Origin of the sequence: Stenotrophomonas forensis, assembly GCF_028752115.1 — a bacterium.
GTDB lineage: Bacteria > Pseudomonadota > Gammaproteobacteria > Xanthomonadales > Xanthomonadaceae > Stenotrophomonas > Stenotrophomonas forensis.
The window spans coordinates 3,307,148-3,323,379 of record NZ_CP082270.1 but is presented as its reverse complement, the minus strand read 5'-3'; the positions used below and the strand labels follow the sequence as shown (position 1 = coordinate 3,323,379).

The 16,232-nt window shown below is 68.8% G+C and carries 13 protein-coding genes; 8 read left to right on the top strand and 5 right to left on the bottom strand.

Annotated features, from left to right (window positions below; translation table 11 throughout):
- Positions 1–53: 53 nt before the first annotated feature.
- Positions 54–1,133, bottom strand: coding sequence for a ribonuclease D (gene rnd, locus K5L94_RS15400; RefSeq protein WP_053450340.1), 1,080 nt, complete (start codon positions 1,131–1,133; stop codon positions 54–56).
- An 84-nt stretch (positions 1,134–1,217) separates the two neighbouring features.
- Here rnd and K5L94_RS15395 point away from each other — a divergent pair, with 84 nt between their 5' ends.
- The gene (locus tag K5L94_RS15395) at positions 1,218–3,104 is read left to right on the top strand and encodes a formylglycine-generating enzyme family protein (protein WP_053450339.1); all 1,887 of its coding nucleotides are present in this window, start codon (positions 1,218–1,220) and stop codon (positions 3,102–3,104) included.
- Positions 3,105–3,192: 88 nt separating this feature from the next.
- The gene (locus tag K5L94_RS15390; protein ID WP_008268686.1) at positions 3,193–4,089 is read left to right on the top strand and encodes a M48 family metallopeptidase; all 897 of its coding nucleotides are present in this window, start codon (positions 3,193–3,195) and stop codon (positions 4,087–4,089) included.
- A 587-nt stretch (positions 4,090–4,676) separates the two neighbouring features.
- Here K5L94_RS15390 and xseA read toward each other — a convergent pair.
- Entirely contained in the window at positions 4,677–6,008 is a 1,332-nt protein-coding gene (gene xseA / locus K5L94_RS15385; protein ID WP_053450338.1) for an exodeoxyribonuclease VII large subunit, read from the bottom strand.
- A gap of 44 nt (positions 6,009–6,052) precedes the next feature.
- Positions 6,053–7,123 (bottom strand): tRNA epoxyqueuosine(34) reductase QueG, encoded by a 1,071-nt coding sequence (gene queG, locus K5L94_RS15380; RefSeq protein ID WP_040007382.1) that lies wholly within the window; start codon positions 7,121–7,123, stop codon positions 6,053–6,055.
- A gap of 23 nt (positions 7,124–7,146) precedes the next feature.
- On the opposite strand from queG, the gene K5L94_RS15375 reads away from it, so the two are divergent.
- From K5L94_RS15375 to K5L94_RS15350, 6 genes are all read left to right on the top strand, one after another.
- Complete coding sequence (locus K5L94_RS15375; protein ID WP_274510822.1) at positions 7,147–8,631, top strand: NAD(P)H-hydrate dehydratase; 1,485 nt, start codon at positions 7,147–7,149, stop codon at positions 8,629–8,631.
- Entirely contained in the window at positions 8,628–9,110 is a 483-nt protein-coding gene (gene tsaE, locus K5L94_RS15370) for a tRNA (adenosine(37)-N6)-threonylcarbamoyltransferase complex ATPase subunit type 1 TsaE (protein ID WP_053450336.1), read from the top strand. The genes K5L94_RS15375 and tsaE overlap by 4 nt, the downstream gene beginning before the upstream one ends.
- Before the next feature lie 82 nt (positions 9,111–9,192).
- Positions 9,193–10,755 (top strand): N-acetylmuramoyl-L-alanine amidase, encoded by a 1,563-nt coding sequence (locus K5L94_RS15365; RefSeq protein ID WP_274510821.1) that lies wholly within the window; start codon positions 9,193–9,195, stop codon positions 10,753–10,755.
- A 121-nt stretch (positions 10,756–10,876) separates the two neighbouring features.
- Positions 10,877–12,781: a DNA mismatch repair endonuclease MutL gene (mutL, locus tag K5L94_RS15360; protein ID WP_274510820.1), complete on the top strand. Its 1,905-nt coding sequence runs from the start codon at positions 10,877–10,879 to the stop codon at positions 12,779–12,781.
- A gap of 11 nt (positions 12,782–12,792) precedes the next feature.
- Positions 12,793–13,722, top strand: a complete 930-nt coding sequence (locus K5L94_RS15355) for a DUF1684 domain-containing protein (protein WP_053450333.1) — start codon at positions 12,793–12,795, stop codon at positions 13,720–13,722.
- Between the two features lies 1 nt (position 13,723).
- Complete coding sequence (locus K5L94_RS15350; RefSeq protein ID WP_053450332.1) at positions 13,724–14,683, top strand: TraB/GumN family protein; 960 nt, start codon at positions 13,724–13,726, stop codon at positions 14,681–14,683.
- A gap of 76 nt (positions 14,684–14,759) precedes the next feature.
- On the opposite strand, the gene phaR is transcribed toward K5L94_RS15350, so the two are convergent.
- Positions 14,760–15,299, bottom strand: a complete 540-nt coding sequence (gene phaR / locus K5L94_RS15345; protein ID WP_053451352.1) for a polyhydroxyalkanoate synthesis repressor PhaR — start codon at positions 15,297–15,299, stop codon at positions 14,760–14,762.
- A gap of 183 nt (positions 15,300–15,482) precedes the next feature.
- Positions 15,483–16,223, bottom strand: coding sequence for an acetoacetyl-CoA reductase (phbB, locus tag K5L94_RS15340; RefSeq protein ID WP_274510819.1), 741 nt, complete (start codon positions 16,221–16,223; stop codon positions 15,483–15,485).
- Positions 16,224–16,232 lie beyond the last annotated feature (9 nt).

Genomic DNA, 16,232 nt, shown 5'->3' with positions numbered 1-16,232 from the left:
CAGATGCTCGATTCACCGTGCAGGCGCCGGGGCATTCCCGACGCCCGGCACCATCAGCGTGCGGGCAGCAGGGCCTGCAGTCGCGATTCCAGTTCCTGCTGGCGCCAACCGGCCAATGCAGCGGGCCATTGGCGACGTTCCAGATAGCTCTCCAGGTGCTTGCGTGACGCCAGTACCCCATCCGGCAGGCCCAGTTCGCGGCTGCGCTCGGCCACCGCATCCTGCAGCTTCTTCAGCGCCTGCTTGTTGCTGTCGTTGGCCGGCAATGCCAGCGGTGCCTCGGCTTCATCGGCCAGCGGCGTCTGCAGGGCCTGCCACACAGCGCCGGCTAGCTTGCGCGGTGCCTTCGGGAACTGCTCGAACAGCGTGCCCAGCGCGTCGGCGTCGGCCGGTGGCGTGCGCGCCAGGGTGGCGGCCAGTTCGTTGTCCAGGATCCAGCTGCGCGGACGATCGCTGCTGCGCGCCTGCACGTCGCGCCAACGCAGCAGGCGCAGCAGGCGGCGCTGTGCGGCGGCATCGAGGAACTGCGCCGAGCGCATCGCCAGGTGTGGCCAGCGGTCTTCGTCGTTGGCAACGCTGGCCAGCAGGCGCTCGCCATCGTCGTGCAGCCACTGCTGGCGGCCCAGCGCCTGCAGCCTGGCATCGATGGCGTCATGCAGGGCAAACAGGTGCTCTACATCGTCGGCGGCATACTGCAGCTGCGACTCCGAAAGTGGGCGGCGCATCCAGTCCGAACGGGTCTCGCCCTTGGCCAGGGCCACGCCGGTGATTTCCGCCACCAGCTTCTGGTAACCCATGCCACCACCGATGCCGGCCAGCGAGGCACCGATCTGGGTGTCGAACAACGGGCGCGGCAGCACGCCGCAGGCCCACTTGAACGCGACCAGGTCTTCGCTGGCGCTGTGCATCACCTTGGTGATCGATTCATCGGCCAGCCACGGTGCCAGCGCTTCGGTCATGCCGGGAATCAGCGGGTCGATCAGCAGGATGTCCTGCCCGACGGCCATCTGCACCAGCGCCAGCTGTGGCCAGAAGGTGCGTTCACGGATGAATTCGGTGTCGAGGCCGATGCGGCTCGGGCGCTGCTGGAAGTACGCATCCAGCTCGGCGGGGGTGGTGATCCAGGTTGCCACGGGTCAGGGCCTACTACTCGGGTTTGCTCAGGCAGGGGAGAATAGCCTAACGTCGGTCCGCGTCCGTGCAGAAGGAGGTCCTGCTTGCGTTTTCCGTTGTCGCCCGCGCTGTGCACCGCCCTGGCCGTTGCCCTGGCCGGCTGCACACCGTCGCCATCGTCGACGCCGGAGCGCGCCGCTGACGAACCGGCGCGGCCACAGGAAGGCGCGGCGGCGGACCGGACAGCGGCGGCCGGGCAGGGCAGCGTGACCATTGCCGGTGAGGATGCCGCCGAGGACGTGCAGTACTGGACGCCGCCGCGGGTGGACCGGGAGGGACGCAGCCTGGCGCAGCTGCGGCGCGCGGCCGAGCAGGCCTTTGCCGAAGGCCGGCTCTACGAGGATGCCGACGCTGCCATTCCCTTGTGGCTGGCGGTACAGGAGGAGAATCCGGATGACCGCCAGGCCCGGCAGGGCCTGCAGCGCGCCCGCCAGGGCCTGCAACAGCAAGCCGATGCGCTGCTGGTACGGCCGCTGAAGCAGCGCGAGGCACTGGCCGAGGCCAGCCGCCAGGCACTGGTGCTGCTCAGCCTGGCGCCGAAGGACGAGAAAGTGCGCGCACTGCAGGGGCGAGTCGAGACCGCGCAGCGCGTGGTGGCGTACAACCGCGCCGGCGAAGAGGACCTGCGCTCGGACCGGATTGGCGAGGATGGCGACGGCGCCATCGGCAACTTCCGTGAGGCGCTGGCGCTGGATGAGCGCAATGGGCGTGCGCGGCAAGGACTGGCGGCCGCCGAGAGCGGGTTGATCCGTCGTGCCGAGGACGCCGCACGGGCACGGGATTTCGCCGGCGCGGGCACCTGGCTGGCCGAGGCAAGCAAGGTGCGCGATTCGTCGCCGACCATCGCCGACGCGTTCGAACGCATCGAACAGATCCGTGCCGCCACGCTGCTGCGATTGCGTGATGACGGCCTGCGCGACCTGGCGACACCACAGGGACTGAAGCCGGCGCGTGAAAAGCTGGCCGAGGCCCTGCGCATCGCCCTGCCGGGCGATGCGGTGGTGGGCCAGCTGCGCGAACGCATCGACCTGGCCACCCACTACGGCAGCTTCCGTCCCGGGCAGGTGTTCAGCGATGCCATGCGCGATGGCGGGCGGGGGCCACAGATGGTGGTGGTGCCGCATGGTGGTTTCCAGATGGGGGCCGGCGATGCGGAGCCGGGTGCCAGTGATGCCGAGCGTCCGTCGCACTATGTGCGCTTCGATCGCGGCTTCGCGATGGCGATCACCGAGGTCACTGTCAGCGATTTCGAGCGCTACGTGAAGGCGACCAGCGCGCGCCCGCGCGCAACCCGCCGTGGCCATTCGGTGGTCTATGACGAGCGCAGCGGCAACTTCATCCGCCGCAGTGGCGTGGATTGGCGCTCGGACTATGACGGCGGTCGTGCGCTGGGCAACTCACCGGTGATGCACGTGAGCGTGCGTGATGCCGAGAACTACGCGACGTGGCTGTCCGAGCAGACCGGGCGCAGCTACCGCCTGCCCAGCGAGGCCGAGTTCGAATATGCGCTGCGCGCCGGCAGCAGCGGCCGTTACCCCTGGGGGGATGCCGGCACACCACCGCCGGGCAGTGGCAATTTCACCGGCAGCAAGGACGTATCGCCGTCGGGGCGGCACTGGCACAACGCGTTCATCGGCTATGGCGATGGCTGGTGGGGACCGGCGCCAGTCGCCACGTTCCAGGCCAATGCCTTCGGCCTGCACGATATGGGCGGCAATCTGAGCGAATGGGTCGCCGACTGCTGGCACGCCAGCTACCGCCGGGCCCCTTCCGATGGCGCGGCCTGGTTCAACCCGGGTTGCCGGTCCCGGGTCATCCGCGGTGGCAACTGGGCCAACGCGCCGGAGCAGACCCGTGCGGCCTGGCGGCAGTCGCAGGATTCGGATACCACCAACGCACGTATCGGTTTCCGGCTGGTGCGCGGTATCTGAGCGGGCCCGGCTTCACCCTCCAATGGCGTCGGCACACTAAGATTGTGCCGTGCCCGCCGGCCGGCGGGGCCTGCCGGACGACCGCCCGATGCGCAACGATCCCTTTTCCCGCTCGCCCCAAGGCCCGCAGCGGCGTGGCCTGTTCGGCAACATCCGCTGGTGGGTGCTGCTGCTGGCCGCCGGCTACGCGGTGTTCTACTGGTTCTCCAACCGAACGGTCGATCCCTATACCGGCGAGAAGGTGATGATCGACAGCAGCCTGGACGCGCGCCAGGAGACTGCGCTGGGGCTGCAGGCCTACCAGCAGATCCTGTCGCAGGAACGGCCGATGGATCCCAACGCGCCAATCGCACGCGACGTGCGCGACATTGCCCAGCGGCTGATCGCCAAGGTCGATGTGGTGGAGACCGCGCTGGCGCAGGAGCATGGCGTGCAGCCGGCGCATTTCGCACGGGATTTCCAATGGGAAGTGAACGTGATTCCCTCCGACCAAGCCAACGCGTTCTGCCTGCCGGGCGGCAAGATGGCGGTCTATACCGGCCTGGTGCCGGTGGCGCGTACGCGCGATGCGATGGCGGTGGTGATGGGCCACGAGATCGCGCACGCACTGCTGCGGCATGGCGCCCAGCGCATGGCGCAGCAGAAGCTGACCCAGATCGGCCAGGTGGCCGGTGCCGCCAGCGGCATGGATGCACAGCAGCAACAGATGATGATGTCGGCGATGGGCTACGGTTACCTGTTGCCCTACGCGCGCAGCCACGAGACGCAGGCCGACGAAGTGGGGCTGATGCTGGCCGCAGCGGCATGCTTCGATCCGCGCGAGGCGGTGCCGTTGTGGCAGCGCATGGGACAGGCCAGTGGCGGCCAGGCGCCGCCGGAGTTCGCGTCCACCCATCCGAACCCGGGTACGCGCATCCAGAACCTGCAGGCGCTGATGCCGAAGGCGCTCGAGTACCGGCAGAAGTTCTGCGAGCAGGCGAAGTAGGGCGTTGCTCGGCAGGGCTGCGCCCTGCACCCGCCGAAGCCAGAGCAACAGCAACAGCAACAGCGGGTATTCCGTGGGATGGCGGGGTGGGTCCGGTTGCGGGAGACGCCGTAAACCCGTCCATGGGGGCTTGGCCGCGGCATCCATGCCGCGGACACTCCCGCAACCGGACCCACCCCGCCTTCGACAGATTTCCGCGGTCTGCAGTAGATCCACGCCATGCGTGGATGAATCTCCATCGAAATCGAATTTCTCGAATCGAGATCGAAAAGCATCCACGCATGACGTGGATCCATCAGATCGCGGAAATCTGTCAGAGGTGGGGCGGTGTCGGTGTGCGGGGTGTCAGCCGCATGGATGCGGCTGCCAAGCCCCCATGGGTGAGGGCGCTTTGCTTGCGAAGCACTGCTTCGCAAGCGCCCGAACGCACAGCCGCCAGCGGCTGGGCCGGACCCCGGAGGGGGGGTCACGGCGTCCCCGCACTCCGACACCGCCCCGCCATCCCACGGAATGCTCGCTTTTGACGTTGACGTTGCCTTGGCTTGAAGCCTCGGCAGGTGCAGGGCGCAGCCCTGCCGAACAACCCTCTACTTGACCTGCACGTCGATCACGCCGTCGCCGACGCGGGCCTGCAACGCGTCACCCTGCTGCACCTGGTCAACGTGCCGCACCAGGGCGCCATCATCGCTGCGGGTGAGGATGCTGTAGCCACGGGCCACGGTCGCCAGCGGGCTGACCGCTTCCAGTGAGCGTGCCAGCCCGCGCAGGCGCAGTGCATCGCGTTCCAGCAGGCGCTGCATCGCACTCTGCGGACGCCCGCGCAGGGCGGTCAGGCGGCGCTGCATCGCGTCCAGCTGTCGTTGTGGATGGTGCCCGCGCAGCACCGCCGCGGCATGACGCAGGCGCGCGGCACGGCGCTCCTGCTGCTGGTTGAATGCCGCATGCAGGCGCCGGCCGAGGTCCAGCTGGCGGCGACGCAGCAGGTCCAGGCGGGCCTGCGGGCTCTGTGCGTTCAGGCGCAGCAGGGCACGGTCGGCGCGCTGCATGGCCTGCTGCATCGCGTGCCGTTGCAGCTGCACCATGCGCGCCGCGGTGCGGCGCAGGCGCAGCGCCAGTTCGCGCTGGTCCGGTACCAGCAGTTCGGCGGCCACCGATGGCGTCGGCGCGCGCAGGTCGGCAGCGAAGTCGCTGAGGCTGAAGTCGGTCTCGTGGCCTACCGCCGATACCACCGGGGTGCGGCTGGCCGCAATCGCGCGAGCCAGCGCTTCATCGTTGAACGCCCACAGGTCCTCCAGTGAACCGCCACCGCGGGTCAGCAGGATCACGTCGTAGCGGCCGCTGGCATCGGCGGCCTGCAGCAGGCGGGTGATCTGTGCCGCGGCGCTGCTGCCCTGTACCAGGGTCGGCAGCAGGTCCACTTCCAGCAGCGGGAAGCGGCGGCCCAGCACGCTCAGTACGTCGCGCACGGCGGCGCCGGTGGGCGAGGTGATCACCGCCAGGCGCTGCACATGCGCCGGCATCGGCCGCTTGCGTGCCGGGTCGAACAGGCCTTCGGCCTCCAGGCGCGCCTTCAGTTCCTCGAACGCGCGGCGCAGTGCGCCTTCGCCGGCTTCCTCCATGTGGTCCAGCGCCATCTGGTACTCGCCACGGGCGTCGTACAGGGTCACCTTGCCGCGCACCAGCACACGCATGCCTTCGCGCGGCACGAACTTCAGGTACTGCGCCTTCATCCGGAACATGGCTGCACGCAGCTGCGCGCGCGCGTCCTTCAGGGTGAAGTACAGGTGCCCGGAGGCAGGGCGCGCCACGCTGCCCAGTTCGGCCTCCACCCAGATCGCCGGGAAGCTGCCTTCCAGCAGATCGCGGGCCAGGGTGTTGAGCTGGCTGGGGGTGAAAATGTCGTCGTTGCGTGGCTGCATGGGCACGGCATGGGGCGGGTGGAACGGGGGCTCAGGATCGCACGTCAGCGCGCCGCGTGCTGGCCCAGCGCCCACTGCACGTGCTCGCGCACCAGCGGCGAGGGATCGTCGATGCGGGTGTGCAGGGCAGCCAATGCCTCGGCGGACGCAGGCGCATTGCCCAGCGCCACCGCGATGTTGCGCAGCCAGCGCTCATGCCCGCTGCGGCGGATCGGGCTGCCCTCGGTGCGGCGCAGGAATTCGGCCTCGTCCCAGGCGAACAGCTGGTCCAGGCGCGCGGTATCCAGCTGGTTGCGTGCACGGAAATCGGCTTCGTCGGTGCGCCTGGCGAACTTGTTCCAGGGGCAGACCAGCTGGCAATCGTCGCAGCCATAGATGCGGTTGCCGATCAGCGGCCGCATGTCCTCGGGGATGGCGCCGTCGTGCTCGATGGTCAGGTACGAGATGCAGCGCCGCGCATCCAGCCGTTGCGGGCCGATGATGGCCTGGGTGGGGCAGACGTCGATGCAGCGCGTGCAGGTGCCACAGTGGGCGGTGGCCGGGGTATCGATCGGCAGCGGGATATCGATGTAGATCTCACCGATGAAGAACCAGGAGCCGCCGTGACGGTCGATCAGGCAGGTGTGCTTGCCGATCCAGCCGAGCCCGGCGTTGCGCGCCAGTGCACGTTCCAGCACCGGCGCCGAATCGACGAAGACGCGGTAGCCCAGCGGAGCCACCTCGTCGTTGATCTGCGTGGCCAGTTTCTGCAGGCGGTTGCGCATCAGCTTGTGGTAGTCGCGGCCCAGCGCATAGCGCGCCACGTAGGCGCGGCCGGGATCAGCCAGGGTCGCCCAGGCCTCGGTGTCGTCCTTGTGGCTGTAATCCATGCCCACCGAGATCACCCGCACGGTGCCGGGCAGCAGCTCGGCCGGACGCGCGCGCAGGGTGCCGTGGCGCGCCATCCAGTCCATCGTGCCGTACAGGCCCTGGCCCAGCCAGTCGGCCAGGTGCGCCTCATCCTCGCCCAGCTCGATGCCGGCGATGCCGCAGCGCTGGAAGCCATGCGCACGGGCAAGTTCACGGATGCGCTGCACGGCCTGGGCCGGATCGACAGGGGCGGGGACGGGGGACATGTGCACCAGTATAAAATCCCTGCATGCCCGATCTTTCCCTTCTGTTCGATACCGCAGCGGCGCGCGCGCTCGATAGGCGCGCATCGGCGCTGGCCGGTGATGGTGGCTGGAGCCTGATGGCCCAGGCGGGTCTGGCCGGCTGGCAGTGCCTGCTGCAGCAGTGGCCGGAGGCTCTCCAGCTATGCGTGCTGGTCGGTGCCGGCAACAACGGTGGCGACGGCTACGTGCTGGCCAGCCATGCCCTGCGGTCGGGGCGCCAGGTTCAGGTGGTCACGCTGCCTGGCAGGTCGCCCGCCACGGTGCTGGCGGCGCAGGCTGCAGCGGAATTTGCGACGGCCGGTGGCAGTGTCGTCGAGTTCGATGGCCATTTGCCGGACGCTGAGGTCTATGTGGACGCCCTGTTCGGGCTTGGCCTGGACCGGGCGCCGTCCGGCATGGCCCGGGCGCTGATCGAAGCCCTCAATGCGGCGCGTGGGCCGGTACTGGCGATGGACGTGCCCAGTGGCGTTGATGCCGACAGCGGATGTGTGCCCGGCGTGGCGGTGAAGGCCGATGTCACGTTGCAGTTCATCGCGTGCCACCGAGGCCTGTACACCGGTGATGCGCTGGAGCAGGTCGGCCAGCGCCGGCTGGCGCCACTCGAACTGCCTGATCAGGCCTGGGACGGCATCCAGGCCAGCGCGCAGCGCTGGACCGGCGACCGTTTGAAGGCGCTGCTGCCACCGCGACGCGCCAATACCCACAAAGGCGAATCCGGGCACGTGCTGTGCGTTGGCGGCAACCATGGCAGCGGCGGCGCCATCGCAATGGCGGCCGAGGCAGCACTGCGCGCCGGCGCCGGCCTGCTGAGCCTGGGTACCCGTCGCGATCACGTCGGCCCCTTGCTGGCGCGCCTGCCGGAGGCGATGACCCATGCGCTGGAAGACGGCGATGCGCTGCCGGCGCTGCTGGACAGGGCCACGGTGGTGGCGATCGGGCCCGGCCTGGGCCAGGACGAATGGGCGCGCGCGCTGTTTGCGCGGGTGCTGGCGTGTGGCAAGCCGTTGGTGGTCGATGCCGATGCACTGAACCTGCTGGCGCAGGATCCGCGAGCGTTGCCCGGCGCCATCCTTACCCCGCACCCGGGCGAGGCCGCGCGCCTGCTTGGTTGCAGCAGCGCTGACATCCAGGCCAACCGCTATGCCAGCGCGCAGGCGTTGGCCGAGCGCTTCCACGCCGTGGTCGTGCTGAAGGGGGCGGGCAGCATCGTGGCGGCACCCGCGCAGACACCACGGCTGATCGCTGCGGGCAATCCCGGCATGGCGGTGGGCGGAATGGGCGACCTGCTCACCGGCATCATTGCCAGCCTGCGCGCGCAGGGCCTGGCCGCGTTCGACGCGGCCGCGGCCGGCGCCTTGCTGCACGCACTCGCCGGCGATTCCGCTGCCGCCGATGGCGCGCGTGGCCTGCTTCCTACTGACCTGCTGGCGCCGCTGCGGCGACTGGCCAATCCGGACCTCTCTCCATGACCGAATTCTTCCTTGCCGACAGCGATGCCACCGAACTGCTCGGGCAGTGGCTGGCGGCGACCCGGCCGCCGCAGGCGCTGATCGAGCTGCGCGGCGACCTCGGCGCCGGCAAATCCACCACTGCCCGCGCACTGCTGCGCGCACTGGGCGTGCAGGGCGCCATCCGCAGCCCGACCTACACCCTGGTCGAGCGCTACCCGCTGGCCAGTGGCGGCGAGGCATGGCACCTGGACCTGTACCGCATCGGCCAGGCCGGCGAGCTCGATTTCCTCGGCCTGGACGAGGGCAGTGCCGTGTTGTGGCTGGTCGAATGGCCCGAGCGCGGGGCCGGTGCGTTGCCGCCGACCGATCTGGTGGTCGCGCTGGAAATCGAGGACAAGGGGCGTCGTGTTCGTCTCACTGGGGCCAGCGACGCGGGGCGTGAATGGCTGGAACGGCTCCCTCAAGGGGGTGACTTGCAGGCCATTTCTGTCGGCTGACGAGAACAAACATCGGCAGGTTACGGATTATTAAGGAAAAAGGTGTTGCATTCCGTTCAGCGCGGTGATTGAATCCTGAGCCATGCGCCCGGGGAACCGTCTCATCGCCATCTGTGCCGCCGTCGGACTGGGTCTGGCGAGCGTCAGTGCGTGGGCCGGTGAAGTCCGCCAGGTCCTGCTGAACACCGGCGCCACCGGCACCCGTGCCGAGATCTCGCTGATCGGCAGTGGTGGCTACAAGACCCTGTCGCTGGCCGGGCCGAACCGCCTGGTGGTCGATTTCCCGGACTCCAGCGCCATACGCAACCTGAAGATGCCGGCCGCGCAGGGCGTGGTCACGGCGGTGCGTACCGGACAGCCGGTTCCGGGCACGTTCCGTGTCGTTTTCGACCTCGCTGAATCGGTGGCGCCGTTCCGCCCGCAGATGCAGCGCGAGGGCAATGAATCCAAGCTGGTGATCGAATGGCCGGGCGATGGCCCGGCCGTGGCCGCCAGCCGGCCGGCGGTGACCCCGGCGGTGCAGCCACAGGCGCCCGCCAGCACGCCCGCGCCGACTCCGGCCGAGAGCGCGCAGTCGCGCAATGACGCCGCGCGCGCCACCGCGCTGCTGACCGCACAGGTGCAGCAGCAGGCCAGCGCCGCTGCAGCGACCCCGGCCACGCCGACGCCGGCACCGTCCACCGCACCGGCGCAGGTCGCTGCGGCAGGTACCGCGGCCAGCAGCACGCCGTCCTCTTCACCGGCCGCGATCCTCGCCGGCCAGCGCACCGCTGCGGTGGTGACCACGCCGCCGGCCACGGTGCCCGCGCCGGCGCCAACGCCAGTGGAACCTCCACGCCCGGCCATGCCCAGCGATGCCTCGCGCATCCGCATGCAGGCTGGCATGCGCCACCTGGTGGTGGCCATCGATCCGGGCCACGGCGGCCAGGACCCGGGTGCGATAGGCCCGACCGGCAAGCGCGAGAAGGACGTCACCCTGGCGGTGGCACGCGAGCTGGCGCGCCAGGTGAACGCGACGCCGGGCCTGAAGGCCTACCTGACCCGCGACAGCGACGTGTTCATTCCGCTGCCGATGCGTGCGCAGAAGGCGCGTGCGAACAAGGCCGACATCTTCATCTCGATCCACGCCGATGCGGCCGAAAACCGCTCGGCCACCGGTTCGTCGGTGTATGTGCTGTCGACCAAGGGGGCTTCCTCGCAGCGTGCGCGCTGGCTGGCAGACAAGGAAAACGCGGCCGATCTGGTCGGTGGCGTGCGCCTGCAGCAGACCGAAGGCACGCTTGCCAACGTGCTGCTGGACCTGGCCCAGAGCGGCTACATGAAGGCGTCCGAGGACGCAGCCGGCCACGTGCTGGGCGGCCTGAAGCGGATCGGCAACAACCACAAGCCGAACATCGAGCGCGCCAACTTCGCGGTGCTGCGCACCTCGGACATGCCGGCGATGCTGGTGGAAACCGCGTTCATCTCCAACCCGGATGAAGAGCGCCGCCTGATCGACCCGGCCTACCAGCGCAAGATCGCCGGTGCGGTGCTCGATGGCGTGCACACCTTCTTCAGCCGCCAGCCGCCGCCGGGCACGCTGTACGCGGCCCGCGCCCAGGCCGAGATCGACGCTGCAGGCACCATGGCCGGCGGCAGCAAGTAACCCGCCGAAGGCGGGTTTCTGCTTTCTGTAGAGTCGAGCCGCGCTCGACTGGGCCTTGCCGGTAACCCGCCGGTCGAGCATGGCTCGACTCTACCCAGGGCCGCTCCGTTATCATCCCTGCATGACGTCTGCTGCCCATCCGCGCCCGATCCGGCCATTGCCGGACATCCTGATCAACCAGATCGCCGCTGGCGAAGTGGTCGAACGTCCTGCGTCCGTGGTCAAGGAACTGGTCGAGAATGCGATCGATGCCGGTGCCAGCCGCGTCGACATCGATCTTGAAGAAGGCGGTGTGCGCCTGATCCGCATCCGCGACAACGGCAGCGGCATCGCGCCGGAGCAGTTGCCACTGGCGGTCTCGCGCCATGCCACCAGCAAGATCGCCGACCTGGATGATCTTGAATCGGTGGCCACGCTCGGTTTCCGGGGGGAGGCGCTGCCATCGATCGCCTCGGTCAGCCGCTTCACCCTGGCCTCGCGCCGCGCGCACGACGAGCATGGTTCCGCGCTGCAGATCGAAGGCGGCAAGATCGGTGAAGTCACTCCGCGTGCGCATGCACCGGGTACCACCGTGGAAGTGCGCGAACTGTTCTACAACGTGCCGGCGCGGCGCAAGTTCCTGCGCGCCGAGCGCACCGAACTGGGTCATATCGAAGAGTGGCTGCGTTCGCTGGCACTGGCGCGGCCGGATGTCGAACTGCGCGTGTCGCACAACGGCAAGGCCTCGCGCCGCTACAAGCCGGGCGATCTGTATTCCGATGCGCGGCTGGCCGAAACGCTGGGCGAGGACTTCGCCAACCAGGCCGTGCGCGTGGACCACAGCGGTGCCGGCCTGCGCCTGCACGGGTGGATTGCACAGCCGCATTATTCGCGTGCCAGTGCCGACCAGCAGTACCTGTACGTCAACGGCCGTTCGGTGCGCGATCGCAGCGTCGCCCATGCGGTGAAGATGGCCTATGGCGACGTGCTGTACCACGGTCGCCAACCGGCCTACGTGCTGTTCCTGGAACTGGACCCGACCCGGGTCGACGTCAACGTGCATCCGGCCAAGCACGAGGTGCGCTTCCGTGATTCGCGGCTGGTCCATGATTTCGTCTACCGCACGCTGAAGGACGCGCTGGCCGACACCCGTGCCGGCATGTCGGCGCAGGAGATCGGTGCCGTACCTGCGCATCCGGTGGATGCGTCCGCGACACCGATGGCGTCCAGCGCAGGCGCTTCTGGATTCGGACTGGTGCGCGGTCCTGCGCCGGGTTCCGGCTCAGGCGGCGGGGGGGGATTCTCAGGCTGGCGGCCGCAGCAGCCGCTGGGCCTGCAGGTGGCCGACGCCCCGGCCGCCTATACCGCGTTGTATGCCGCACCGTCCGGTGCCGAACGCGGGGCGACGCTGCCGCCGATGCCGAGCGAGAATGGACTGCCGGTGACCAGCGCCGATGCGGGCGTGCCGCCGTTGGGCTATGCGATCGCGCAGCTGCACGGCATCTACATCCTGGCCGAAAACGCCGAAGGCCTGATCGTGGTCGACATGCACGCCGCGCACGAGCGCATCGGCTACGAGCGCCTGAAGAATGCGCACGATGGCATCGGCCTGCAGTCGCAACCGCTGCTGGTGCCGATCACCCTTGCCGTGGGCGAGCGCGAGGCCGACACCGCTGAAAGCGAAGCCGAAACGCTGGCCGCGCTCGGCTTCGAAGTGACCCGTGCCGGCCCCGGTTCGCTGCATGTGCGCAGCATTCCGGCGCTGCTGGCGCATGCCGAGCCGGAAGGGCTGCTGCGCGACGTGCTGACCGACCTGCGCGAACACGGCCAGAGCCGGCGCGTGGCGAGTGCGCGCGACGAACTGCTGTCGACCATGGCCTGCCATGGCGCGGTGCGCGCCAATCGGCGCCTGACCGTTCCGGAGATGAACGCGCTGTTGCGCGACATGGAAATCACCGAGCGGTCCGGCCAGTGCAACCATGGCCGGCCGACCTGGGCCCGTTTTTCACTGGCGGAGATCGACCGCTGGTTCCTGCGCGGACGTTGAGGGGAGCATCGATGCGTTATCGGGGAATGGGCGGGCTGCTGGCCGCCATGGTGTTGGCTGCCTGCAGCCCGGCGACACCGCCGGCGCCGACGGTCACTGAAGATCCGGCCTTTGCCGCCGCGCAGCAGCAATGGCGCGTGGCGCGCTACCAGGACCTGACCCGGCCCGATGGCTGGACGGCGCTGGTCGGCCTGCATTGGCTGCAGAACAAGTCGCACTTCGTCGGCAGCGGCGCCACCAACGGCATCCGCCTGGCGGTCGGCCCGGGCAAGCTGGGCCTGCTGCGCCGTGAGGGTACCCAGTGGTGGTTCACGCCGGAGGCCGGTGCCGAGGTCAGCAATGAGGGCCAACCGGTACGCGGTCGTATCCGCGTCGACACCGACAAGGATGCACAGCCGACCCTGTTGTCTTTCGATGCCGGCAAGGGCCAGCTCAGCATCATCCGCCGTGGGCCGCGCGATGCACTGCGGGTCAAGCACGCCGATGCGCCGGCACGCCGCGATTTCGCTGGCCTGGAGTACTGGCCGGGTGGCCCCGACTGGCAGGTGCAGGCACGCTTCATCGCGCACCCGCCGGGCAAGACGCTGCCGATCGTCGACATCACCGGCCTGACCACCGAGATGCCCAATGCGGGCGCGGTCGAGTTCCAGCGCGATGGCCGCAACTGGCGTCTGGAAGCGATCGGTGCCCCCGGGCAGCCGCTGTTCCTGATCTTCGCCGACCGCACCAGTGGCCGCGGCAGCTATCCGGCCGGCCGCTACCTGGACACCGATGCACCCGCTGCCGACGGCACGGTGCGCATCGATTTCAACCATGCCTACAACCCGCCGTGTGCATTCACCGCCTACGCGACCTGCCCGCTGGCGCCACCGGAAAACCGGCTGGACCTGCGCGTGGAAGCGGGCGAGAAGGCCTACCACCTGCCTGAAGGAGAAGGCTGAAATGCCGATCAGAGACCTGTTCCGTGCCGCTACCCTGCTGCTGGCCTGCGCGGTCGCACCGCTGGTTGCGGCGCGCAATGCGCCCGCCGTTGACCCGGCCGCTGCCGCCGCCGCTGCCAAGCCACCGGTGCCGCTGCTGTGGAAAGTGACCGGTCCAGGCGATTCGCGCCTCTATCTGCTCGGTTCGTTCCATCTGCTGAAACCGCAGGACTATCCGCTGTCGCCGGATGTCGAACAGGCCTTCGAGGCCTCGCAGCGCATTGTGTTCGAGCTCTCGCCGGAAGACATGCAGTCACCGCAGCTGGCCAGCCGCATGGTGCAGGCGGCGGTCCGCACCGATGGCAGCGAACTCAAGCGCGACCTGGATGCGGCCACCTGGCAGAAGCTGCAGGCGTTCGCGGCGCAGAACGCGCTGCCGCTGGCGCAGATGCAGGGCATGAAGCCCTGGTTCGTTGGCCTGAGCATTTCGATCGGGCAGATGCAGAAGCTGGGCCTGGACCCGGCGCTGGGCCTGGATCGCCATTTCATGGAGCGTGCGCAGAAGACCGGCCGCAAGACGGCCGGCCTGGAAGACATCGATACGCAGATCGGCATGCTCGATGGCATGACGGTGCAGGAACAGCGGCAGATGCTGTCCGAGGCGCTGGACCAGGCGGGCAAGGGCGATGAGCAGGCGCGCCTGCTGCACGATGCCTGGCGCCGGGGCGACGAACGCCTGTTGTGGACCAAGATGGCGGCGGAAATGCGCCAGCAGTATCCGCAGCTTTACCAGCGCATCAATACCGGCCGCAATGACGCATGGGTGCCGAAGCTGCTGCCGTACCTGCAGGCCGGGCAGGGCGGAACGCTGGTGGTGGTCGGCACGCTGCACCTGCTCGGCAACGATGGCGTGGTCGAGAAGCTGAAGGCCAAGGGCTACAAGGTCGAGCGCGTGTGCACGGGGTGCAGGGCCAAGCGCTGAGGCATCGCGGGCGCGATGCATGAAAAAAAACGGCGCGCCCAGGGCGCGCCGTTTTCGTATCCACCGCGGTGATGGCTCAGCGGCGGGTCTTGCCGCCGGTGCCGCTCCCCGGTTCGTTGGGCTTGTTGCCGGTGCCGGTGCCGGTACCCGTTCCGGTGCCGCCCGGGCGCGGGCCACCGAAACCGCTGCCCATGCTGCGCTGGAATTCCTGCCACAGCTCCAGGTTGCGCTCGGTCAGCTGGTTCATCATCGCCCACGGGGTCTGCCCCAGCAGGTTGCCCATCTGCTGGCGGAACTGCTGCTGCTGGTCGAGGAAGACCTGCATGCTGCGCTCCAGGTAATTGCCCATGAAGCCCTGCAGGGAATCGCCGTAGAAGCGGATCAGCTGGCTCAGCAGCTGGGTGGACAGCATCGGCTCGCCGTCCTGTTCCTGGTCGGCGATGATCTGCAGCAGGACCGATCGAGTGAGGTCGTCGCCGCTCTTGGCGTCGCGGACTTCGAAGTCTTCACCGTCCAGGATCAGCTGGCGCACGTCCTCGATGGTGATGTAGCTGGAGATCTCGGTGTCGTAGAGACGGCGGTTCGGATACTTCTTGATGATGCGGGTCGCAGCCATGAAGCGGTACTCGTCACAGTAGACGCGCAGCATGGCGCAGTGCAGCAGCCGTTGCAACCGCCTCAGCCCCCGCCAGGCTTGGCTTTCGGCGGCGATCATGTTGCGCAGCAAGGGTTTGCGTGCTGCGCAGCATGACTCTTGGCAGGGGCCGGCGGCGTTCGCCGTGACGGTCCGCTGCGCGGCTTACCAGCCCATGTGGTGGCCGCCGTTGATGTCCAGGTTGCTGCCGGTAATCCAGGCGGCCTCGTCGGCCACCAGGAAGGACACGCCGTAGGCGATTTCCTCCGGCTTGCCGAGGCGCCCGGTGGGGATGTCGGCGATGATCTTGGCGCGCACGTCCTCCGGCACCGCCATCACCATGTCGGTCGCCACGTAACCGGGCGAAATGGTGTTGACGGTGATGCCGAAGCCCGCGTTCTCGCGGGCCAGCGAGATGGTGAAGCCATGCATGCCGGCCTTGGCGGCGGCATAGTTGGCCTGGCCGTACTGGCCCTTCAGGCCGTTGATCGAGCTGATCTGGATGACCCGGCCCCAGCCGCGGCGGCGCATGCCCTCGATAACCGGGCGGGTGACGTTGAATACCGAATTGAGGTTGGTGTTGATCACATCGTGCCACTGGTCCACGCGCATGCGATGGAAGGTGGTGTCACGGGTGATGCCGGCGTTGTTGACCAGGATCTCGACCGGGCCCAGCTCGGCCTCGACCGCGCGTACCAGCGCTTCGGCGCTGCCGGGGTCGGAGACATCGCCGGGGAAGATCGACACCGTGTAACCGCGTTGGGTCATCGCCTGCTGCCAGGCACGTGCCTTGGCTTCGTCGCGGTAATTGGTGGCGACCCGATGGCCCTGGTCGGCCAGTCGTTGGCAGATGGCGGTACCGATGCCGCCGGTTCCGCCGGTGACCAGTGCGACGCGAGATGTCATGGAATGCTG

What these genes read in the sequence shown, in the direction of transcription:
- K5L94_RS15390 (WP_008268686.1), top strand. Translation starts at nt 3,193, where the DNA reads ATGCGCAACGATCCCTTTTCCCGCTCGCCCCAAGGCCCGCAGCGGCGT.
- xseA (WP_053450338.1), bottom strand. Translation starts at nt 6,008, where the DNA reads ATGCAGCCACGCAACGACGACATTTTCACCCCCAGCCAGCTCAACACC.
- queG (WP_040007382.1), bottom strand. Translation starts at nt 7,123, where the DNA reads ATGTCCCCCGTCCCCGCCCCTGTCGATCCGGCCCAGGCCGTGCAGCGC.
- K5L94_RS15375 (WP_274510822.1), top strand. Translation starts at nt 7,147, where the DNA reads ATGCCCGATCTTTCCCTTCTGTTCGATACCGCAGCGGCGCGCGCGCTC.
- tsaE (WP_053450336.1), top strand. Translation starts at nt 8,628, where the DNA reads ATGACCGAATTCTTCCTTGCCGACAGCGATGCCACCGAACTGCTCGGG.
- K5L94_RS15365 (WP_274510821.1), top strand. Translation starts at nt 9,193, where the DNA reads ATGCGCCCGGGGAACCGTCTCATCGCCATCTGTGCCGCCGTCGGACTG.
- mutL (WP_274510820.1), top strand. Translation starts at nt 10,877, where the DNA reads ATGACGTCTGCTGCCCATCCGCGCCCGATCCGGCCATTGCCGGACATC.
- K5L94_RS15355 (WP_053450333.1), top strand. Translation starts at nt 12,793, where the DNA reads ATGCGTTATCGGGGAATGGGCGGGCTGCTGGCCGCCATGGTGTTGGCT.
- K5L94_RS15350 (WP_053450332.1), top strand. Translation starts at nt 13,724, where the DNA reads ATGCCGATCAGAGACCTGTTCCGTGCCGCTACCCTGCTGCTGGCCTGC.
- phaR (WP_053451352.1), bottom strand. Translation starts at nt 15,299, where the DNA reads ATGGCTGCGACCCGCATCATCAAGAAGTATCCGAACCGCCGTCTCTAC.
- phbB (WP_274510819.1), bottom strand. Translation starts at nt 16,223, where the DNA reads ATGACATCTCGCGTCGCACTGGTCACCGGCGGAACCGGCGGCATCGGT.